Source organism: Bradyrhizobium sp. AZCC 1719 (assembly GCF_036924525.1).
Classification (GTDB): Bacteria; Pseudomonadota; Alphaproteobacteria; order Rhizobiales; family Xanthobacteraceae; genus Bradyrhizobium.
The window spans coordinates 1,835,125-1,856,880 of record NZ_JAZHRU010000001.1 but is presented as its reverse complement, the minus strand read 5'-3'; the positions used below and the strand labels follow the sequence as shown (position 1 = coordinate 1,856,880).

General features: G+C 64.3%; 18 protein-coding genes. 12 read left to right on the top strand and 6 right to left on the bottom strand.

Annotation, left to right across the window (positions count from 1 at the left end; translation table 11 throughout):
* Positions 1-399: 399 nt before the first annotated feature.
* From sdhC to V1292_RS08815, 11 genes are all read left to right on the top strand, one after another.
* Positions 400-798 carry a succinate dehydrogenase, cytochrome b556 subunit gene (gene sdhC, locus V1292_RS08865; RefSeq protein WP_171713625.1) on the top strand — a complete coding sequence of 133 codons (399 nt, stop codon included), beginning with the start codon at positions 400-402 and terminating at the stop codon, positions 796-798.
* Between the two features lie 14 nt (positions 799-812).
* Positions 813-1,187, top strand: coding sequence for a succinate dehydrogenase, hydrophobic membrane anchor protein (sdhD, locus tag V1292_RS08860; protein WP_065744792.1), 375 nt, complete (start codon positions 813-815; stop codon positions 1,185-1,187).
* 3 nt (positions 1,188-1,190) lie between these two features.
* Positions 1,191-3,032 (top strand): succinate dehydrogenase flavoprotein subunit, encoded by a 1,842-nt coding sequence (sdhA, locus tag V1292_RS08855; protein WP_334371863.1) that lies wholly within the window; start codon positions 1,191-1,193, stop codon positions 3,030-3,032.
* Positions 3,033-3,137: 105 nt separating this feature from the next.
* Positions 3,138-3,923 carry a succinate dehydrogenase iron-sulfur subunit gene (locus V1292_RS08850; RefSeq protein WP_028348437.1) on the top strand — a complete coding sequence of 262 codons (786 nt, stop codon included), beginning with the start codon at positions 3,138-3,140 and terminating at the stop codon, positions 3,921-3,923.
* 135 nt (positions 3,924-4,058) lie between these two features.
* Positions 4,059-6,218: a hybrid sensor histidine kinase/response regulator gene (locus V1292_RS08845; RefSeq protein WP_334371860.1), complete on the top strand. Its 2,160-nt coding sequence runs from the start codon at positions 4,059-4,061 to the stop codon at positions 6,216-6,218.
* 118 nt (positions 6,219-6,336) lie between these two features.
* Positions 6,337-8,331 carry an ABC transporter ATP-binding protein/permease gene (locus V1292_RS08840; RefSeq protein ID WP_334371858.1) on the top strand — a complete coding sequence of 665 codons (1,995 nt, stop codon included), beginning with the start codon at positions 6,337-6,339 and terminating at the stop codon, positions 8,329-8,331.
* A 236-nt stretch (positions 8,332-8,567) separates the two neighbouring features.
* Complete coding sequence (locus V1292_RS08835) at positions 8,568-9,788, top strand: IS481 family transposase (protein ID WP_334371768.1); 1,221 nt, start codon at positions 8,568-8,570, stop codon at positions 9,786-9,788.
* A gap of 219 nt (positions 9,789-10,007) precedes the next feature.
* Complete coding sequence (locus V1292_RS08830; protein ID WP_334371856.1) at positions 10,008-10,835, top strand: FkbM family methyltransferase; 828 nt, start codon at positions 10,008-10,010, stop codon at positions 10,833-10,835.
* A 42-nt stretch (positions 10,836-10,877) separates the two neighbouring features.
* On the top strand, positions 10,878-11,264 hold the full coding sequence (locus tag V1292_RS08825; RefSeq protein WP_334371854.1) for a VOC family protein: 387 nt from the start codon (positions 10,878-10,880) through the stop codon (positions 11,262-11,264).
* An 83-nt stretch (positions 11,265-11,347) separates the two neighbouring features.
* A complete protein-coding gene (locus V1292_RS08820; RefSeq protein ID WP_083754615.1) occupies positions 11,348-11,578 on the top strand; it encodes a hypothetical protein in 231 nt (76 codons plus the stop codon).
* A gap of 226 nt (positions 11,579-11,804) precedes the next feature.
* A complete protein-coding gene (locus tag V1292_RS08815) occupies positions 11,805-13,844 on the top strand; it encodes an OmpA family protein (protein ID WP_334371853.1) in 2,040 nt (679 codons plus the stop codon).
* A gap of 55 nt (positions 13,845-13,899) precedes the next feature.
* Here the strand turns inward: V1292_RS08815 and V1292_RS08810 are convergent, their stop codons facing one another.
* Positions 13,900-14,856 carry a homocysteine S-methyltransferase family protein gene (locus tag V1292_RS08810; protein WP_334371852.1) on the bottom strand — a complete coding sequence of 319 codons (957 nt, stop codon included), beginning with the start codon at positions 14,854-14,856 and terminating at the stop codon, positions 13,900-13,902.
* A 202-nt stretch (positions 14,857-15,058) separates the two neighbouring features.
* Between V1292_RS08810 and V1292_RS08805 the strand changes: the two genes are divergently transcribed.
* Complete coding sequence (locus V1292_RS08805) at positions 15,059-15,703, top strand: TetR/AcrR family transcriptional regulator (RefSeq protein ID WP_334371850.1); 645 nt, start codon at positions 15,059-15,061, stop codon at positions 15,701-15,703.
* A 23-nt stretch (positions 15,704-15,726) separates the two neighbouring features.
* On the opposite strand, the gene V1292_RS08800 is transcribed toward V1292_RS08805, so the two are convergent.
* The 5 genes from V1292_RS08800 to rlmN form a co-directional block, all read right to left on the bottom strand.
* Positions 15,727-17,484, bottom strand: coding sequence for an alkaline phosphatase (locus V1292_RS08800; protein ID WP_334371849.1), 1,758 nt, complete (start codon positions 17,482-17,484; stop codon positions 15,727-15,729).
* A 135-nt stretch (positions 17,485-17,619) separates the two neighbouring features.
* Positions 17,620-18,957: an argininosuccinate synthase gene (gene argG / locus V1292_RS08795; protein ID WP_334371847.1), complete on the bottom strand. Its 1,338-nt coding sequence runs from the start codon at positions 18,955-18,957 to the stop codon at positions 17,620-17,622.
* Between the two features lie 105 nt (positions 18,958-19,062).
* The gene (locus V1292_RS08790) at positions 19,063-19,824 is read right to left on the bottom strand and encodes a phosphatase PAP2 family protein (RefSeq protein WP_334371845.1); all 762 of its coding nucleotides are present in this window, start codon (positions 19,822-19,824) and stop codon (positions 19,063-19,065) included.
* Positions 19,825-19,903: 79 nt separating this feature from the next.
* The gene (locus V1292_RS08785; RefSeq protein ID WP_334371843.1) at positions 19,904-20,395 is read right to left on the bottom strand and encodes a hypothetical protein; all 492 of its coding nucleotides are present in this window, start codon (positions 20,393-20,395) and stop codon (positions 19,904-19,906) included.
* Between the two features lie 29 nt (positions 20,396-20,424).
* Positions 20,425-21,624 (bottom strand): 23S rRNA (adenine(2503)-C(2))-methyltransferase RlmN, encoded by a 1,200-nt coding sequence (gene rlmN, locus V1292_RS08780; protein WP_334371842.1) that lies wholly within the window; start codon positions 21,622-21,624, stop codon positions 20,425-20,427.
* Between the last annotated feature and the right edge of the window lie 132 nt (positions 21,625-21,756).

Below are 21,756 nucleotides of genomic sequence, written 5' to 3'. Positions count from 1 at the left end.
CGGGCCGCAAAAACCGCATATCCGGTCGGCTCTGGATGAATAGCCTCGATGCGGTCGCCACCGCAGCGAAGGAGGCGCCGGCATCGCCCTCGTGGCTGGCCGAGCCGATCTGGTCCGTCTACCGCCTACCGCCTGCTGGTGCGATTGCTCGCCTGTTACGAGCCGATGCCCGCTGGCTCTTCCATGAACAGAATATTCATTCAATTCTTCAGCCAGGTCAACATCCGTGGTATACCAAGCCGCTGAATAGTCGCGTTTCGTAGCTCTATAGCAATGAACGATGATTTCATTCCAAGCCATTTGGCCGTTGCGCGGACGGACTCGACTCCGTAAATAGAATTCATCTACCGCGTTCCCGATGGGCCCGGCCGCGGTCCACACAACGTAAAAAGCCGCCAAATGACCGCCAGGATCGAACGACCGCTATCGCCCCATTTGCAGACCTATCGCGTCACCCTGACGATGGCGCTTTCCATCGTCCACCGCGCCACCGGGATTGCGCTCTATTTCGGTACGCTACTGCTCGCCTGGTGGCTGATTGCAGCGGCGTCCGGCCCCGGGGCGTATGCCAATGTCCAGGCCTTCACCGGCAGCATCATCGGCAAGCTGATCGTGTTCGGCTACACTTGGGCACTGCTGCACCATCTGGTCAGCGGTATCCGCTACTTCTTCTGGGACCTTGGCTACGGCTTCAAGGCCAACGAGCGCGAGGCCCTCACCTGGGGCGCGCTGATCGCGGGCATCTCGCTGACCGTCCTGGTCTGGATCATCGCCTACACGGTCGGAGGCGGACGATGAGCCGCCCCTCCTCGATGCGCACGCCGCTCGGCCGCGTCCGCAATCTCGGTTCCTCACATTCCGGCACCACCGATTTCTGGCGCCAGCGCCTCACGGCGGTGGCGATGACGCTGCTGATCGTGCCCGTCATCGTGATCGTGCTGATGCTGATCGGCCGCAATCAGGCCGGCGCGGCGCAAATCCTCGGCTCGCTTCCGATCGCCATCATCCTGGTCCTCTTCATCATCGCCAGCGCCTGGCACATGAAGATCGGCATGCAGATCATAATCGAGGACTATGTGCACAACGAGACGCTGAAGCTCGCCAGCGTAATGGCCAATAATTTCTTTTGTATCGCGGTCGCCTTGGCGTCGATCTACGCGATCGTCAAATTGTCATCGGGAGTGTAGCCCATGGCTGCTGAAGGTAACGGCAAGGCCACGAGCGGCAGTGGCCCGGCCAGCAACGGAAAAGCCTATCCGATCGAGGACCACACCTACGACGTCGTGGTCGTCGGCGCCGGCGGCGCGGGCCTGCGCGCCGTGGTCGGCTGCAGCGAGGCTGGCCTGCGTACCGCCTGTATTACAAAAGTGTTCCCGACGCGCTCGCATACGGTCGCGGCCCAAGGCGGCATATCGGCTTCGCTCGGCAATATGCATCAGGACGACTGGCGCTGGCACATGTACGACACCGTCAAGGGGTCGGACTGGCTCGGCGACCAGGACGCGATCGAATACATGGTGCGCAACGCGCCGGAAGCCGTCTACGAGCTGGAGCATTGGGGCGTGCCGTTCTCGCGCACCGAGGACGGCAAGATCTACCAGCGTCCGTTCGGCGGCATGACCATGGACTACGGCAAGGGCCAGGCGCAGCGCACTTGCGCCGCCGCCGACCGCACCGGTCACGCCATGCTGCACACGATGTACGGCCAGGCGCTGCGCCATTCGGCCGAGTTCTACATCGAATTCTTCGCCATCGACCTGATCATGGACGACCAGGGCGCCTGCCGCGGCGTCATCGCGCTCAAGCTCGACGACGGCACGCTGCACCGCTTCCGCGCCCAGACCACCATCCTCGCCACCGGCGGCTATGGCCGCGCCTACGCCTCCTGCACCTCGGCGCATACCTGCACCGGCGACGGCGGCGGCATGGTGCTGCGCGCCGGCCTGCCGTTGCAGGACATGGAGTTCGTCCAGTTCCACCCGACCGGGATTTACGGCGCCGGCTGTCTCGTCACCGAAGGCGCGCGCGGTGAAGGCGGCTATCTCGTCAATTCCGAGGGCGAGCGCTTCATGGAGCGCTATGCGCCCTCCGCCAAGGACCTCGCCTCCCGCGACGTGGTCTCGCGCTCGATGACCATCGAGATCCGCGAAGGCCGCGGCGTCGGCAAGAAGAAAGACCATATCTACCTGCACCTCGATCATCTCGATCCGAAGGTGCTGCAGGAACGGCTGCCCGGCATTTCCGAATCGGCGAAGATCTTCGCCAATGTCGACGTCACCCGCGAGCCGATTCCGATCGTGCCGACCGTGCACTACAACATGGGCGGCATTCCCACCAATTATCACGCCGAAGTCCTGACCAAGAAGGACGGCGACGACAATGCCGTGGTGCCGGGCCTGATGGCGATCGGCGAAGCGGCCTGCGTGTCCGTGCACGGCGCCAACCGGCTCGGCTCCAACTCGCTGATCGACCTCGTCGTGTTCGGCCGCGCCGCCGCGCTGCGGCTCGCGGAAAAGCTGACGCCGAACGGCAAGCAGCCCGAACTGCCGAAGGATTCCGCCGACATGGCGCTCGGACGCCTCGATCATTACCGCCACGCCTCGGGCGGCACACCGACTGCGAAGCTGCGGGACAGCATGCAGCACGTGATGCAGAACAATTGCGCGGTGTTCCGCACCGGCGAAATCCTTCACGAAGGCCAGAACCTGATTCACAAAGTGCATGGCGGCATCGGCGACATCGCGACCACCGACCGCTCCCTGGTGTGGAATTCCGACCTGATCGAGACGCTCGAATTCGATAATCTGATCGTGCAGGCGGTGGTCACCATGGATTCGGCGGCGAACCGCACCGAAAGCCGCGGCGCCCATGCGCGCGAGGACTTTGCCGAGCGCGACGACAAGAACTGGATGAAGCACACGCTGGCCTGGATCGATCCGAACGGCAAGACCGTGATCGATTACCGCCCGGTGCACGACTACACGATGACAAACGACGTCCAGTACATCCCGCCGAAGGCGCGGGTGTATTGATGAACAATACCGTCATTCCGGGGCGATGCAAAGCATCGAACCCGGAATCTCGAGATTCCGGGTCTGGTCCTTCGGACCATCCCGGAATGACGAAAGGTTAGAATAATGGCTGAATTCACGCTTCCGAAAAACTCGAAAATCACCGGCGGCAAGGCCTGGCCGAAGCCGGCCGGCGCGACCGAGACGCGCGAGTTTCGCGTCTATCGCTGGAATCCGGACGACGGCAAGAACCCGAGCGTCGACACCTATCATGTCGACATCAACGATTGCGGGCCGATGGTGCTCGACGGCCTGATCTGGATCAAGAACAACATCGACCCGACGCTGACCTTCCGCCGCTCCTGCCGCGAAGGCGTCTGCGGCTCCTGTGCCATGAACATCGACGGCCAGAACACGCTGGCCTGCACCAAGTCGATGCACGACGTGGCCGCAGGCGGCGCGGTGAAAGTCAATCCGCTGCCGCATCAGCCGGTCGTGAAGGACCTGGTGCCCGACCTGACGAACTTCTACGCGCAATATGCCTCGATCGAACCGTGGCTGAAGACCACGACGCCGACGCCGCAGAAGGAATGGAAGCAAAGCCACGAGGACCGCGAAAAGCTCGACGGACTTTACGAGTGCATCCTGTGCGCCTGCTGCTCGACTTCCTGCCCGAGCTACTGGTGGAACAGCGAACGCTTCCTCGGGCCCGCCGCGCTGCTGCAGGCGACGCGCTGGGTGAAGGATTCCCGCGATGAGGCCACCGGCGAACGGCTCGACAACCTCGAAGACCCGTTCCGGCTCTACCGCTGCCACACCATCATGAACTGCGCCAAGGCCTGCCCGAAGGGCCTGAACCCGTCGGAAGCCATCGCCGAGCTCAAGCTGAAGATGGTCGAGCGCCAGATCTAGGCGTGATGCCGTCGCCCGGATTTGAATCGATTGTTATCGATCCGGAATGGACCGCCCCTTGCTGGGAGTTCCATTTCGCCGCACTTTATTCGCGGCCAAGTCTTGCGTTAAGCTCGCCTCGAAGCCGGAGCGAGCGTGCAGACCGCGCAACCTAATTCGCTGAGACTGCTGCAATGGATGATGGTCGCCTCATTGGCGCTTCCGTTGGCGCTCTTTGTATTTGCATCGGCTGTCTCCTGGGTCTCGATCCGCGAAACGGCCGACCGTGAAATCGAGCGTACGCTGGACGTCGCGCACGAGCATGCGCTGAAAGTATTCGAAACCATCGACCGCAGCCTGTCGGAGATCGCCGAGATCATCCGCGACCTTCCCGACGCCGACATCGTTGCCCGCGAACAAGCGCTGCATTTGCGGCTGAAGCAGTTGGTCGCTTCGCTACCGCAGGTGAAGTCGGCCTGGATCTTCGACGCCAAGGGCCACGCCCTCGTCAACAGCCTCGTCGTCCCGGCGCCCGAGATCGATTTTTCCGACCGGGACTATTTCAAGGCCCACGTCGCCGGCGATATCGGAACCTATATTGGCGAGGCGCTCGCGCCGCGGCCGCCCTATCAGGGCGCCGCATTCTTCGGCGTCGGCAGACGGCGCCCGAGCGAGGACGGCAGCTTCGCAGGTGTGATCCAGACCTCTGTGCTGCCGGAGTATTTCGAAAATTACTACGCCCGGATCGGCCGCGAGCCGGGCAGTTTCTTCGCGGTCGGTCGCGCGGACGGCACCGTACTGGCGCGTTTTCCCACCGCAGGCCGCGAGGTCCGCCTCGACCGCAGCGACCCGATCGGAAAACCGATCACGGCCGATCCCAATCCCAAAGCCGATACCAAATCCGGCCTCGTCACCATGACCTCGTCGACCGACGGCATCGAACGGCGCCTCGGATATCAGCGGCTGGCCGGATACCCCATCTATGTCAGCGCTGGCCTCGAGACGTCGACGATCCGGGCGCGCTGGCTGTCCACCATGAGCCAGCACCTGATTTTCGGCGCGCCGGCCACCGCGCTGCTGTTTGCCCTGCTGGGGCTGGCCTTGCGCCGGACGCGCCACCTTTATTTCGAGGCCGAGAAGCGCCGGGTGGCCGAGGAAGCGCTGAAGCACGGTCAGCGGCTGGAGGCGCTGGGTCAGTTGACCGGCGGCGTTGCGCACGATTTCAATAATCTGCTGACGGTGATCCTCGCTTCCGTGGACCTGTTGCGGCGGCCCGACCTGCCGGAAGCGCGGCGGCTGCGCTACATCGATGCGATCTCGGATACGGTGACCCGCGCCGCCAAGCTGACCGGGCAATTGCTGGCCTTCGCGCGACGGCAGACGTTGAAGCCGGAGGTGTTCGACGTCGGGCGGACCGTGCAGATGCTGAGCGAAATGATCGGCACCCTGATCGGCTCGCGCATCGAAATTGTCATCCTTGGGCCGGAAGAGCCGTGCTTCGTCAACGCCGACGCCGGCCAGTTCGAAACCGCCATCATCAACATGGCCGTGAACGCGCGGGACGCGATGGAAGGCCGCGGACGGCTGACAATTGCGGTCGGAATGGCAGCCAGCCTGCCCAACGCCGCCCCGCAGCCGCAACATCCATATGGTTATGTGGCCGTATCCGTCGCCGATACCGGCAGCGGCATTCCGCGGGACCAGTTCGAACGCATCTTCGAACCCTTCTTCACAACCAAGCAGGCCGGCCATGGCACCGGGCTCGGCCTGTCGCAGGTATTCGGCTTCGCCAAGCAATCCGGCGGCGAAGTGGCTGTGGCCAGCGAAGTGGGCAAGGGCAGCATTTTCACGCTGTATCTGCCGCGCACCGCCGGCAGCGTCAAATCGCGACAGACGCCGGCAGCAGATGCCGCGGCGATCGACGGAAGCGGGATGTCGGTGCTCGTGGTGGAGGACAATGCCGAGGTCGGACGCTTCGCCACCGACGCGCTGGCCGAACTTGGCTACGCCACCAGACTCGTCGGCAACGCCGTCCATGCGCTCGAAGAACTGGCGGCCGGCGCCGAGCATTTCGATGCCGTATTCACCGACGTCGTGATGCCCGGCATGACCGGCATTGAACTCGCCCAGGAAGTCCGCCGCCGCCATCCCGACCTGCCCGTCGTGCTGACCAGCGGCTACAGCCACGTGCTGTCGGAGCACGGCAGCTACGGTTTCGAGCTGCTGCAAAAGCCCTACTCGATCGAGCAGCTCTCCCGTGTGCTGCACCGGGTTGGCCGGCGGAAGGTAGAGCCCAGCGCGGAAACGCGGGCGTAGTCCAGGCACTGTAAGTGCCGATGATTGGCTTCGGCGCTTTCCACGTCATTGCAATGACAGCGGAGCGATACTCAGATAACCAGCGGGAACCATCTGATTTTCCTTGCGTTATCGCGGCATGGCCAGATCCGATGTGAAGCCCAAGCCATCTGCCAGGAAATCCTCGGCCAAGAAATCCCCTGAGAAGGAAGAAGATTCGGAGTTCGTCGACGTCACGGCGGAAGGCGGCGGACGTGTCGAACCGCCGCCGCCGGAGGTCGTCGAGCCCGATCCGGAAATGTCTCCGGAGGAGGCCGAGCAGGCCCGCAAAAATTATCTGCTGACGCGGTTCTGGATCAGCGCGCGCGGCTATTGGGGCAGCGGCGGCGACCGGCTGGCGTGGCTGCTATCGATCGGCCTGCTGCTCCTGATCGTCACCAATGTCGGATTTCAATACGGCATCAATGTCTGGAATCGCGCAATCTTCGACGCCATCGAAAGGCGCGACGCCGCGACCGTCTATTTTCTCACCGCGGTGTTCTTTCCGCTGGCCATCGGCAGCGCGTTGCTCGGCGTGGCCCAGGTGTTCGCCCGCATGGGCATTCAACGACGCTGGCGCGCCTGGCTGACGAATGCGGTGATCTCGCGCTGGCTGGCCAACGGCCGCTACTATCAACTCAACCTCGTCGGCGGCGATCATCAGAATCCCGAATACCGCATCGCCGAGGATTTGCGGATCGCGACCGACTCGCCGGTGGATTTCGTTGCCGGCGTCACGTCGGCATTTCTGTCGGCCGCCACCTTCATCGTCGTGCTCTGGACCATCGGCGGCGCGTTCACGATCACACTGGCCGACTCGACGGTCACCATCCCCGGCTTCCTCGTGATCGCCGCGATCGTCTACGCTGGGATCGCTTCGGGCTCGATCACGGCGATCGGACGAAGTTTCGTGCAGGTGTCCGAAAACAAGAACCAGGCCGAGGCCGAATACCGCTACGTCCTGACCCGGGTACGCGAGAACGGTGAGAGCATCGCGCTGCTCGGCGGCGAAGAGGAAGAGCGCGACGGCATCAACAAGACATTCTCAAAAGTCCTGCAGCAATGGGCGCGGCTTGCCGGCCAGCACATGCGCACCACGCTGGTGTCGCAGGGATCGCACCTCATCGCTCCGGTGGTTCCGATATTATTGTGCGCGCCAAAATTTCTCGAGGGCAGCATGACCCTGGGCCAGGTGATGCAGGCGGCGTCCGCCTTCACCATCGTGCAAACCGCGTTCGGCTGGCTGGTCGACAATTATCCCCGGCTGGCCGACTGGAACGCCTGCGCGCGCCGCATCGCTTCGCTGATGATGTCGCTCGACGGCCTGGAGCGCGCCGAGCAGGGCGACGGCATTGGCCGCATCCAGCGTGGGAAGACGGAAGGCGGCGCCATGCTCAGCCTCAACGATCTCTCGGTGACACTGGACGACGGCACCGCCGTCGTTGGCGAGACCGAAGTCGTGATCGAACCCGGCGAGCGATTGCTGGTGGCCGGCGAGTCCGGCACCGGCAAGAGCACGCTGGTCCGCGCGCTCGCCGGGCTGTGGCCCTGGGGCGATGGCAGCGTCAATTTCCATCCCGACCGCCGGCTCTTCATGCTGCCGCAGAAACCCTACATCCCCTCCGGCACGCTGCGGCGCGCGATCGCCTATCCCGGCGCGGCCGACGACTGGCTCGCCGAGCAGATCTGCGACGCCCTGCACGAGGTCGGCCTCGACCATCTCAAGGAGAAGATCGAGGAAGAGGGACCCTGGGACCAGACGCTGTCCGGCGGCGAGAAGCAGCGGCTCGCCTTCGCGCGCCTCCTGCTGCACAACCCCGATATCGTGGTGCTGGACGAGGCGACGTCGGCGCTCGACGAGAAGAGCCAGGACAAGTTGATGGAGCTCGTCATCAAGGAATTGCCGAACGCCACCATCGTCAGCGTCGCCCATCGCGCCGAGCTGGAGGCGTTCCACAGCCGCAAGATCGTACTGGAGCGACGCAAGGGCGGCGCCAAACTCGTCAGTGACGTCGACCTGATTCCGCGCAAGGACAAACGCCGCCTGCTCGGCCGCTTCCTGCGCCATCGGAAAGCTGCCAAGAAGGCGGCGTGAAGGCGACTGTCATTGCGTCCCCTGTCACCGCTCGAACGGTCTGTTCCCTCCCCCCTTGCGGGGGAGGGTTAGGGAGAGGGGTGGCGGCATCGGCGGTGCTCGCGGCTTACCCCTCTCCCCAGCCCTCCCCCGCAAGGGGGGAGGGAGCCGACCGGGTCCTGACCGGCTACATGGGTAACAGAATAGACCGGCGACATGGGTAACAGGTCAACTAGTCGGCAAGGAGGGCCTTGCCGATGGGGTGGAAGGAGACCTGTACCGTGGAAGAGCGGATGCGGTTTATGGTGGCGGTTGAGAAGGGCGAGGAATCGTTTGCGGCAATCTGCCGGCGGTTCGGAGTGAGCCGGCGGATCGGGTACAAGTGGCTGGCGCGCTTTGAGGAGGAAGGGGCTGCCGGCCTGCTCGACCGTTCGCGGGCTCCGCTGCACCACCCGCAAGCGATTGCGCCGGACCTTGCCGAGCGCTGCCTGGAGGTGCGGCGCGCGCATCCGACTTGGGGGCCGGTGAAGGTGCGGGCCTATCTGGAACGGTGCACGCCCAAGACAGATTGGCCGGCGGCGAGCACGATTGGAGAGCTGTTCGATCGCGAGGGGCTGACGGTAAAGCGCAGGCTGCGCCGGCGCAGCCCGCCATCGAGTGCGCCCTTTGCCCATTGTGAGGCCGCCAACGACGTCTGGTGCATCGATTTCAAGGGCTGGTTCCTGACGGGCGACGGCGAGCGGTGTGAACCGCTGACGATCACCGATGCCCATAGCCGCTATCTTCTGCGTTGCCAGGCCCTGCCTCACACGGACGCCGATCATGTCTGGCCGGTACTTGATGCAGCGTTCCGCGAGTTCGGGCTGCCCCATTACATGCGGTCGGACAATGGCTCCCCCTTTGCGTCACGCGGCGCTGGCGGACTGTCAAAGCTGTCGGTGAAGCTGATCAAGGCCGGCGTCACGCCGGAACGCATTGCCCCCGGCAAGCCGCAGCAGAACGGCCGCCATGAGCGCATGCATCTCACGCTGTTGCAGGAGGTGGCCAACCCGCCGGCACACAGCATGCGCGAACAGCTCAAGCGACTGCGTGCCTTCCAGCAACTTTACAACGAAGAACGTCCTCACCAGGCGCTCGGCAATGCTACGCCTGCCGAGCGTTACCAGGCTTCAACGCGCCGTTTTGATGGCATTCTGCGCTCGCCGGAATATGACGACCAGGAAGTCCGCTGGGTTCGCCACAATGGAGAGATCAAACTCGATGGCAAGTTCGTCTACATCAACGCGGCTCTGGTGGGGGAGCCGGTTGGTCTGGCTGAATCGGACGGCTGTTGGACCGTCAGCTACGGCCCGATCATGCTCGGCACCATCGCCTATCGGAGCGATGAACTCCGAAAACCAAAGCGCAAGGGCTGTGGACTTGGGGACAACGCTGCGCGTTGCCCCCAGGGCCCACAGCCCCAGCAACAACAGACCTGAACGAAACGAGAATTGTGTTACCCATGTCGTCGGTTTGAACTGTTACCTATGTCGCCGGTTGCTCAACCGCCCGCGTCGCAAGACCATCCGTATTCAGTGACAGGTGATGGATACGATGCGCCATCCAATTGTCCGCGATGAACTGTCTGACTCAGATGAACCTGTTTCGTCGCCGTAAAACCGGCTATGCATGCGCCGCTTCTACCCGAGGACCACCGTTTGACGCCCGACAACGACCCTTCGCCCGCGCCGTTCGGCGCGTTCGCCCCGAATGCCGCACAGGCCGCCATTATCGCGCTGGCCCACCGCTCGCGGCTGAAACGCGGTGCGTTCCGGCCGATGCTGTCGCGGCTGGTGAACCTGTTGCGGACAGGGCCCGTCGACGTGCAATACCAGGGCGCTTCGTTCCGCTTCTATCATCAGGCCAGCGCCACCGAGCGCGGCGCGCTGTTCAATCCCGACTACAATCTCGAAGAACTGAATTTTCTCCGCGCGCATGTGCCCGCCGGCGGCGTATTCGTCGATGTCGGCGCCAATGTCGGTACCTATGCGCTTGCGCTGGCGCGCCATGTCGGCGCCGGCGGCAAGGTGATCGCAATCGAGCCGCACCCGGTCACCCATGCGCGGCTTGCCTTCAACAATGCCGCCTCCGGCTACAGGCAGGTGCGACTGGTCGCGGCCGCCGCCGGTCCCGCAGATGGCGAGTTGATGATCGAGACTGATGGCGACAATCTCGGCGCCAGCCACATCGTATCAAGCGGGGCCTCCGGCAAGGCGATCAAGGTGCCGTCGCTGCGGCTGCAGCGCATCCTGCAGGAGGCTGGTGTCTCGCATGTCGACGCGCTCAAGATCGACGTCGAAGGATTTGAGGATCGCGTGCTGACCGGCTTCTTCGCCGAAGCGCCGCAGACGCTGTGGCCCCGCGCGATCGTGATCGAGCATCTGTCGAAGGACGAATGGCAGCAGGACTGCATCGCCGACATGCGCTCGCGGGGTTATGCCGAGACCGGCAAGACCCGCAGCAACACGCTGTTGGCGCGGGGCTGAATTTCCGTTGCGAACCCATCTCTCAAACCGCAGGAGAGTTTGATGATCGACCACATCGGATTTCCGGTTTCGGACTATGAACGTTCCAAGGCCTTCTATCTGAAAGCCCTGGCGCCGCTCGACTACAGCCTCGTGATGGAAGTCACGCAGGAGCAACACAGCCACGAACCCGCCGCAGGCTTCGGCGCCAACGGAAAGCCCGATTTCTGGATCGGCGGCGAGGGCGGATTGGACAAGCCGCTGCATGTCGCGATCGTGGCGAAGGACCGCGCCACGGTTGACGCCTTCTACAAGGCGGCGATGGCCGCGGGCGGACGCGACAACGGCCCGCCCGGGATCCGCGCGATCTATCATCCGAACTATTACGGCGCGTTCGTGCTCGATCCGGACGGCCACAACATCGAGGCCGTCTGCCACGCACCCGAGTAATCCGGTTCCATTGTTGGATCACGCGGGAACTTGACGCCGCCGTCGCCGTTGTCGCTCCCGGAACTTGTAGTCCGGGAGATGTGATGCCGATCGAACCGCCGGAAGTACCGCCGGCGACACCGGGACAACCGACGGAGCCGCCGCGCGAGGAGCCACCGGGCCGTCCTCGTCCGGAGGTGCCGCCACCGGTGCATGAACCGGGCCGGCCGCCCCAGCCGCGGGAATTGCCGGGCGAGATGCCAGACGAGCTACCCGTGCGTGGGCCGAATGGCCCACGAACGCCTAACCCAGCCACCGATCCGGGGACCGAATGATACAAACTTTGAAACAAACTTTGAAGGTACCGTCTGAACGCCCAATGAACGAGGGGCCATGCAACCCTTTGCTTTCATGAAATAAAAGGCTACGGGCGATTTGTAAGCCGCCACAATCCGGCCTAATGATTAGCTGCTGATCGACCAACTGATACCTCAATACGGCACTTCCGTTACTGCCAGGCCTTTTCTACGGCCAGGCCTTTTCCGGGGACCAAAGGACATCATGACAAACCTTCGCATCGTGCTGCTTGCCACAACTGCCCTGTCGGTAACGCAGCTAGCGAGCTCCGCATCGCATGCGCAGACCGCTCCACTTGTCCTGGCGCAAGCCAAGGAAGAGGAAGGCAGAGGCAAGGGGCAGCAGCCGCCGCCGAAGGGCGCACCGCCGCCGGCCGCTGCTCCCAGCCGACCGACGCCTACTCCCCCGCCTCCCGCCGCGGCGCCGCCTCCACGTCCGACGCCTGCCCCACCGCCGCCGGCGGCCGCCCCACCGCCACGCCAGGCACCGACGCCCCCGCCACCGGCGGCTGCACCGCCGCCACGTCCAACACCGGCGCCGCCTCCCCCGGCAGCCGCGCCGCCGCGTCCAACACCGCCTCCGCCGCCGCCTCCTGCGGCCGCACCTGCACGTCCGACTCCGACACCGCCACCTCCCGCGGCGGCGCCTGCGCGTCCGACCCCACCGCCGCCTCCGCCACCGGCGGCAGCTCCCACTGCGCCGAAGCAGCCGGCGGCACCGACGCCGACGCCTACACCGCCTTCCGCTCAGAAGGGGACGCCGTCTCCCGTGCCGCCACCCCCGGCGGCCGGCGCGAGACCTTCGCCGACGCCGGCTCCAGCCGCGTCGCCAACCACCGCCCCATCGCCCGGCACGGCCGCGCCGCCGGCGCGTCCCGGCGCGCCGCCGCCCGCGACGCCACCAGCCGCGGGCACCCCTACGACGCCTCCGGCTGCGGGAGCCCCGGCGACCGCGCCAACTACACCGCAGGGACGCCCCGGCACACCGCCTCCGGCCGCGGGTGCTCCAACGCCGGCGCCAACGCCACCGACGGGTCGCCCCGGCGCCCCCGCTGGAACGGCGCCGACACCCGCGCCGACGGCACCCCCGGCCGCCGGCACTCCGGCCGCGCCGGGCACCACGACCGCTCCCGCGGCGCCGACCGCCGTACCCGGTGCCCCGGCCGCCACGCCGCCGGCCGGCCGGGTCCAGAACGCGCCGCCAACAGTCGCGCCGGCCTTCCAGCGTGCGCCTCAGGTCACGGCGCCACTGCCGGCGCCTCCTCCGCCTCAAGAGGGACTCCGGGTGATCGCCCCGGGCACTCGGGCCACAGGACCGCAACGCCTCGATGACTTCCGCGGCCAGCGTCGCGAAGTTCAGGAAGGCGGCCGCACCGTCATCACCGAACCGGGCCGGATCATCATTCGCGATCCGGGCGGACAGTCATATGTCCGTCACAGCGAGGTGGACCGCTTCCGCTACGGTGCGCGTGATATCCAGACCCAGACCGTCGGCGGCGAGACCCGTACTGTCGTCATCAGGCCCGACGGCAGCCAGGTCATCACCGTGATGGGCCGTGACGGCCAGCTGCTGCGCCGTATCCGCCGCGATGACCGAGGCCGCGAGGTCATCATCATCGACAACAGCTACCGTGACCCGCGGGCGACCGGCGGCTTCTTTGTCGCGCTGCCGCCGCCGACGATACGCATCCCGTATAACCGCTACATCGTCGATGCCGAGGAGGCGGAGCCGGAGGTGATCTACGACACCTTGATGGCGCCGCCGGTGGAACGGATCGAACGGCGTTATTCGCTGGACGAAATCCGTTACAGCCCGACCGTGCGCCAGCGCATGCCGAGCATCGACGTCAACACCATCAACTTCGAAACCGGATCGTGGGAAATCCCGCCCGATCAGGCGGCGAAGCTGCAAGTGATCGCCGACGGCCTTAACCGCGCAATCCAGCAAAACCCGCGCGCGGTATTCCTGATCGAGGGCCACACCGACGCGGTCGGAAACGACGTCGACAATCTGTCGCTGTCAGATCGCCGCGCCGAATCGGCGGCCACCTTGCTGACGCAGCAGTTCAACGTGCCTGCGGAAAACCTGACCTCGCAGGGCTATGGCGAGCAGTACCTGAAGGAGCAGATCGACGGGCCGAGCCCGGTCAACCGGCGCGTCACCATCCGCAACATCACGCCGCTGCTCAACGGCGGGCAGGCCTCGCTGCCGCCGCCCCCGCCCGGTACCGCGCCGCCGCGCTAAGCCGGCAGTCGATCAACATGAAAATGGCCGGGAGCAATCCCGGCCATTTTTTGAATCAAGCGCTGATGGCCCGCGGTGACACGCACGCTTCGCAAATGGCAGCGGCGTGCCGGTGATCGGTGCCGCAGCAGCCGCCAAGAATGCGCATCGTCGGAAACGCGCTTCTGAGCGCAACATAACGCCGCCCGAGATCGGCCGGATCACCCGCATCGAGCGTTTCGGATTCGTCGAGTTCGGCATGGCTCTTTGTCGAGGCGTTGGCCCTGATGCCGTGGATACGTTCGGTCCAGGCTTCGCCCGCCTTCAACGCGTCTTCGAAATGCGTTGGGTGCGCACAGTTGATCAGGAAGTATTCGGGCGCACCATCTGTCTCGCGATCCACGGTCTCTATCGCCTCACGCAACGTTTCTCCTTTCACCAGGCGGCCATTGGTCTCCACGGTGAACGAGATGGCCGCCGGAATCCCTTGCGACCGCGCGGCGCGCGCGATGCCGATCGCTTCATTGATGCTGGTAAGCGTATAGGCGGTGACCATGTCGGCGCCGCCTTCGACGAAGGCCGCAATCTGCGCCCGATGATAGGCCTCGGCTTCGTCGGCCTGCATGTTGCCTGCCTTGTAGCCGTCGCCGCGCGGGCCGATCGCGCCGCTGATGACGCAGGGTGCGGCTGGCCGCTCCCAGCCGGTGCGCAGCTCCTGCAGGAATTCGATCGAACGGACATTGATCGCCTTGAGCGCGGACGCGTCATAGCCGAGCTTGGTGCCCCAATCCGGATTGGCACGCCATGTCGGGCTGTCGAGCACGAAGCCAACCCCATGCTCACGCGCGACCGCGAGATAGGCGGCATAATATTGCTTCAGCTTCTCCCGCCCTTCGGCGCTATCCAGCAGCACAAAGGCAGCGAAGTGCGGCAGCTCCACGCCTTCGTGGAAGATCAGCGTGGTCTCCATGCCGCCATCGGTGAGGAAAACGCCACCGCGGCGCTGCGGCAGGGCGTGTCGATATTTGGCCATTTCAACATCTCCGCGAATTAGAGGACCTCGATACGTCTCTCACGCATCGGCCAGGTCCGGCGATGTTGGTGCCTCATAGTGTCGCGGCGGCCTAGGCGGCTCGTGGTGCGGATGAACCTTGAGCTGCAAAATGATACGAAATCAGATAGTTGCCGGCAGGGCGCAAAGCTCCTGCGGCTTTCGGCCGTGGAGAAACCGTACCATGAGTGCAGTTTTGGAGACCCCGAAGGGCAAGGGCGAAGCCACCCGCGAGCGCATTCTCGAGATCGCGGAGGCGGCCGTGCTCGCCAAGGGATTCGGCGCGACCTCGATCGAGGAAGTGATCGCGGAGGCCGGCCTCACCAAGAGCGGCTTCTTCTACCACTTCAAGGACAAGAATGCGCTCGCCCGCGAAATGGTCCGGCGATATGTCGCAACCAATGATCGCCTGTTCGACGAAATCTTCGGGCGCGGCCAACAGCTATCGGACGATCCGCTGCAGGCGTTCCTGATTTCACTGAAGCTGCTTGCGGAAACGATGGCCGATCTGCCGAACGGACATCCCGGCTGCCTGATCGCCAGCATCTGCTATCAGGAACGGCTGTTCGACCGTGAGATACGCGATCTCACCGCGCAATCCGTGCGAGACTGGAACGCACGCTTCCGCACCATCCTCGACGGCATCGCGGCGGTCTATCCGCCGAGAGAGCCGATCGACCTCGACGATGTCGCCGACATGCTGTCCTGCATCGTCGACGGCGCCATCATCATGTCGAAGACACTGAACGATCCCGGCCGTCTCGAACGGCAGATCATGATCTTTCGAAGCTGCGTCAAACTGATGTTTGCACCGCCATCGCTTTGCTGACGCGCAAGGAGCGCCTGCACAAACTATTGCCCTGCGGCTGCGAGGCCGAGCGCGTCCGCCATGATGCGGAATATTTCGGTGTTGTCCATCGAGCCATGGACCCGGTCGCTGCCGGGGCCGGTCGCCGTCAGGATCACGTCCTCTCCCGAATGCACGCTGGCGCCCATCATCGCCGGCAGATTGCCGAGGCGCAGCACGGCCCCCGGGACATCCTTGTACTTCTCGTTGATCTTGAAGGTGCCCGGTGCATCACCCTTGACGCTGGGCTCGTTGGGATTGTCGAGCTTCGGACGGAAGGTTTCGTAATGGTCCGGAAGGCTCGCCGAGAAGATCGCGAGCCGCCGGCTGACATCGACGCGTGACGGATAGCCCTCGGCATCGGGAGCCGGATAGTTGGGGAATCCGGCTTTGTCGTAAGTGCCGACGCGCTCGCGCAGCGGCACGTTGGGCGTGGTGCTCATGTCGTCATTGACGGTACCAACCAGACTGTTGGGATGATTGTGATCCGCAACCACCAGGATCAGCGTGTCGTCGCTGCGAGCGCGCGCCCAGCCGCGCGTCTGGCGAACGGCATTGTCGAGCATGATCGTGTCATAGACCGCGCGCTCCATGTCCAGGAGGTGCGCGTATTTGTCGATCATCCCGGACTCCACCATCAGGAAGAAGCCGGCCTCGTTCCTCGAAAGCACGTTCAGCGCCGCCTGCACCTGTTCGGTCAGGTCGGGCTGATCGGGAAACTTCTTGACGCTACCACCCTTGAGAAATTTGCGATCGAGAGCGCCATCCATGTTGCCGCTGGCAAACAGCCCGAGCAATTGGCGCGTTTCCGATTTCGCCGCGGTCGCTTCCAACTCGGACTTTGTCATGGCCACCGGATAGCCGGCCTCGCGAAAGCGGGCGATGTAATCGACGTCGTCTTTGCGCTTGGAACCGGCCGCGGCCTTCGGCAGGAAGTTCGCAGCTCCGCCGCCCATCAATACATCGGGTTTGGCGGCGAACAACTGCTCGACAATTTCATCATAGGCCGCGCGGCGGCGGGTGTGCGCCACCATCGCCGCCGGGGTTGCATCCTCGACTTCGGTATTGGTCACAATGCCGATTGCCATGCCATGCCGTCGTTTCGCCAGGCTCGCAATGGTCTCCACTTTCGGATCATCGAACGGGCTCGCGGTGCGATCCGCATAGACGCCCATGGCATTGACCGCGGCCTTGTGGCCGGTGGCGTAGGCGCTGGCGGCGTTCGCTGAATCGGTGATGATCGAATCCGAGCCTGCGGTCGCCACCAGCGCCATGTGCGGCATATCGTCGATCGCAAGCTTGCCGAGGCTCTTGCCCTCCGCGATGCCCTTGGAGAGCAGACGAGCCGCTACACGATGCGCGGGCGACAGCCCGTCGCCGATAAACAGGATGACGTTCTTCGCCTTGCGTGGGCCGGTGTCGTAGACGGTCCATGTCACTTTGCGGCTGCGTGCGCCGTCACCAGCCTCGACGACGACAGGGCCGGGCGCGGTCAGCGCGACATCGCGGAGCATCAGCGCCGACTGGTCCTTGCCATCCTCACGCTCGACGAACGTTCCGGCCCGGCCGAAGGCGGCGGCATAGTCCTGGCCGTTGACCGTCACCTTCAGCGTCGCCGGATCGATCTTGTCGGGAAATTCGACTTTGAAATCGAAACGCGCGCCGGAAAGGATTTCGGCGCGGTCGATGGGATAGATCGTCTGGGCGTAGGCCGCGGATGCCGAAAGCAGGAGGCCGAGGGTGATGGTGACAGGCTTGATCATGGTCGAGGCTCCGGTCGGACCACACGGAGCGGGCAGCGTATGTGGCTTGCTCCGCAAGAAATTCAGACGGGCAAATCTATCAGTCCCGCATGACGTATCCATAACGGGACGCCTGACCGGCCCTCGTGTCCCGGCTCAGCCCTTGTCGCTTTCGAGCTTGAAGATCTCCGAGCCTTCGCTGCCGGACAGCAACCCCGTGTCCGAATAAAGCTTCAGCTTGGCGCGGGTATCGGCGATGTCGAGGTTGCGCATGGTGAGCTGGCCGATGCGGTCCGCCGGCGAGAACGCGGCGTCCTCGACCTTCTCCATGCTCAGCCGCTCCGGCTGATAGGTCAGGTTGGGACTCTCGGTGTTCAGGATCGAGTAGTCGTTGCCACGGCGCAGTTCCAGCGTCACCTCGCCGGTGACGGCGCGCGCCACCCAACGCTGGGCGGTTTCGCGCAGCATGAGGGCTTGCGAATCGAACCACCGCCCCTGGTACAACAGTCGGCCAAGGCGGATGCCGCCGATCCGGTACTGCTCGATCATGTCCTCGTTGTGAATGCCCGTGACCAGGCGTTCGTAGGCGATGTGCAGCAGCGCCATGGCGGGGGCTTCGTAGATGCCGCGGCTCTTGGCCTCGATGATCCGGTTCTCGATCTGGTCGCTCATGCCAAGGCCATGTCGGCCGCCAATGGCGTTGGCCTCGAGGAACAAGGCGACCGGATCGGTGAATGTCTGGCCGTTCAGCGCGACGGGCTGGCCCTCCTCAAAACGCACGGTGACCTGTTCGGCCTTGACGGCGCAGTCGTCGCGCCAGAACGGCACGCCCATGATCGGGTTGACGATCTTGATGCCGCTGTCGAGACGCTCGAGATCCTTGGCCTCATGGGTGGCGCCGAGGATGTTGCTGTCGGTCGAGTACGCCTTTTCGGCGCTCATCTTGTAGGCGAAGCCGTTGGCGGTCATGAATGCCGACATTTCCGCGCGCCCGCCCAGCTCGTCGATGAACTGCTGGTCGAGCCAGGGCTTGTAGATCCGCAAGTTCGGATTGGTCAGCAGGCCGTAGCGATAAAACCGCTCGATATCGTTGCCTTTGTAGGTGGAGCCGTCGCCCCAGATGTTGACGCCGTCCTCCTTCATGGCCGCCACCAGCATCGTGCCGGTCACCGCGCGCCCGAGCGGCGTGGTGTTGAAGTATGCGATGCCGCCGGTAGAAACGTGGAAGGCGCCAGACTGGATCGCGGCAATACCCTCGTGGACCAGTTGGGTGCGGCAATCCACCAGCCGGGCTTTTTCGCCGCCGAACTCCAGCGCTTTACGCGGAATCTCGTCGTAGTCGGCCTCGTCAGGCTGGCCGAGGTTGGCGGTATAGGCAAAAACGCGCGCGCCTTTTTGCTTCATCCAGAGCAGCGCCGCACTGGTGTCGAGACCGCCCGAGAAAGCGATGCCGACTTTTTCCCCCTTGGGCAGGCTTTTCAGGATCGTACTCATCGAGCTTCCAATCGGTCGAAATGGCGGATGTCGTTTGAGGGCGGCGAATAACAAATTTCGCAGCAATGGGCACGCGTTTAATGGCGCCTGGCGGCTGAGGACGGACTACCCCGCCTCGCGCCCGCGCCAGCGCTGCCACAGGCGGTAGCCGGGCCAGCCCCAGCGCGCCAGCGCGGCTTCGATTTGCGCATCGGTGAGCCTCGTCGACGGCCAGCGGTAAATCCAGGCATAGGCCAGCCAGATCACGAAAAAGCTGACGAGGCCGGCGGCTGCGACATCGGTGAAGAAATGCCCGCCGAACGCCATCCGTAGCACGCTGGTCGCGATACCGAACAGGGTCGCCGCCGTATAGGCCAAGGGCCGCCACGCCGGCGGCGTCAGCGCCGCTGGGGCATAGGTCCAGAACGCGGTCGCGCCCTCGCCCGAGAAGAACGAGCAATTGCGCCCGCAAGCCCCGCGCGGATCCCACCACGGCACGAATTCCCAGGGGCCGTTGAACTCCGTTACCACCACCGGCCTTGGCCGTCCCCAATGGCTCTTGAAGGTCAGATTGGTCAGCACGATTGCGGAGAGCAGGATGGTGGCCAGGAGGAACACCGCCGCGCGTCCCGGAACCAACATCGGCCGGTCCGGCCGCAGCAGCTTCGCGACAATGGCGATCAGGGCAGGCAGCGCCAGCGCCCACGCGATCCACATCGCGGCATCGCGCGCGAAAGCGTAAAGCCCGTTCTGTTTCGATGGAAACGAAGTGCTCGCGGGATCGTAGAACAATGCCGCCAGCTTCAGGTCGAGTTCGGGAAAGATTCCAAACAGCAGTCCGACAACGAGCGACAAGCCCAACGCGATAATAAGTCCGGTACGGTTCATGGCGCGGGGTTTAGCCGAGGCGATTGGGGATGAAAAGGCACAAGCGCGCGTCCCTTCTCGCCTTGTTGTGGGAGAAGCATCAAGAGAATGGCCGTGACTGCGATGGCAGCGGCGGCGGCGGCTTTATCGGGGGCGGCGGTTCGCGCCAGGCGCCGGCGTTGCGGCCTGCGATCAGCCAGTAGACGAGGCCGGCGACGATGCCGGCGCCGGTCATGATTTCGAGATGACGGCGCACGATGCCATCGAAAGTCAACGTCTCGGGGTCGAAGGGAACGAGGCCGAGATAGCAGGCCGCGCCGACGATCGCGCCGCCGACCGCGTAAGCCAGCACGCTGCGGATGCAGAACGCTTCGGTGATGAGCACGACCACCAGCGCCGGCAGCAGCGCAAAGCCGGACAGGAAGATGAAGCCGAAGCCGAGCACGACATTCAGCGCGCCCTGATCGATCGGTCCGCCGCCGAGATCGCTGAATTCCGGATACAGCACCGCGCCGACCACGATCATTCCCGCCACGAAGCAGGCGGCGAGGAAGGCGAACAGGATGACGAAGAAGCGGCCGACTAGTGCCATGGCTCATGCACCGTCATTGCGAGGATCGCTCAATCCGTCATCGCCATGGCGCGGAGCGCCTGGCGCTCGCGCACGGACAGTTTTTCGGTCTCCGACTTCAACTGGCCGCAGGCGGCGAGAATATCGCGGCCGCGCGGCGTGCGGACCGGCGAGGAATAGCCGGCGTTGAAGATGTATTCGGAGAACTTTTCGATCTGCTCCCAGTCCGAGCACTCGTAGCGCGAACCCGGCCATGGGTTGAACGGGATCAGGTTGATCTTGGCCGGAATGCCCTTGAGCAGCTTGACCAGCAGTTTGGCGTCGTCGAGGGAATCGTTGACGCCCTTGAGCATCACATATTCGAAGGTGATGCGCCGCGCATTCGACGAGCCCGGGTAATCGCGGCAGGCCTGCAGCAATTCGGCAATCGGATATTTTCGGTTCAGCGGCACCAGCTCGTTGCGCAATTCGTCGCGAACCGCGTGCAGCGAGATCGCGAGCATGACGCCGATCTCCTCACCGGTGCGGATGATGTTCGGTACCACGCCCGAGGTCGAAAGCGTGATGCGCCGGCGGGAAATGCCGATGCCTTCATTATCGGCTGTGATCAGCAGCGCGTCGCGCACCGCGTCGAAATTATAGAGCGGCTCGCCCATGCCCATCATGACGATATTGGTGACGAGGCGACTGCCGGTCGGCGTCTCGCGGTCGGCCCAGTCGTTGAGACGGTCGCGCGCCACCATGATCTGGCCGACGATTTCGCCCGCGGTGAGGTTGCGCACCAGCCGTTGCGTGCCGGTGTGGCAGAACGAGCAATTCAGCGTGCAGCCGACCTGCGAGGAAACGCAGAGCGTGCCGCGATCGGTTTCGGGGATGTAGACGCACTCGACTTCATGCGCCTTCTGGAACGCGTCGCCGCTCGGCAGACGCAATAGCCATTTGCGGGTGCCGTCGTTGGAAATCTGCTCGGCCACCACCTCGGGACGATCGACGGTAAAATGCTGCTCGAGCTGCGCGCGCATGTCCTTGGAGACGCTGCTCATCTCCGCAAAGGATTTGGCGCCGCGAAAGTACATCCAGTGCCAGAGCTGTTGCGTGCGCATCTTGCGCTGCGCAGGCGCAACGCCGATCTCGCCGAGCCGGTCGGCGATCTCGGCGCGCGACAGGCCGATCAGCGAGGGCTTTGCCGGCGGCACATAGGTTTCGAGTGGAACCTTCTCCAGCGGCGCCACGGAAGATGAAAGCGTCATTAAGTCACACGAGATGGTTGAGGGCGGCGTAGGGTGGGCAAAGCGCAGCGTGCCCACCACAAACGTCAATGGTGGGCACGGCGCTTTGCGCCTTTGCCCACCCTACGAAGTCACTCAAATAGGCCCTCCGAG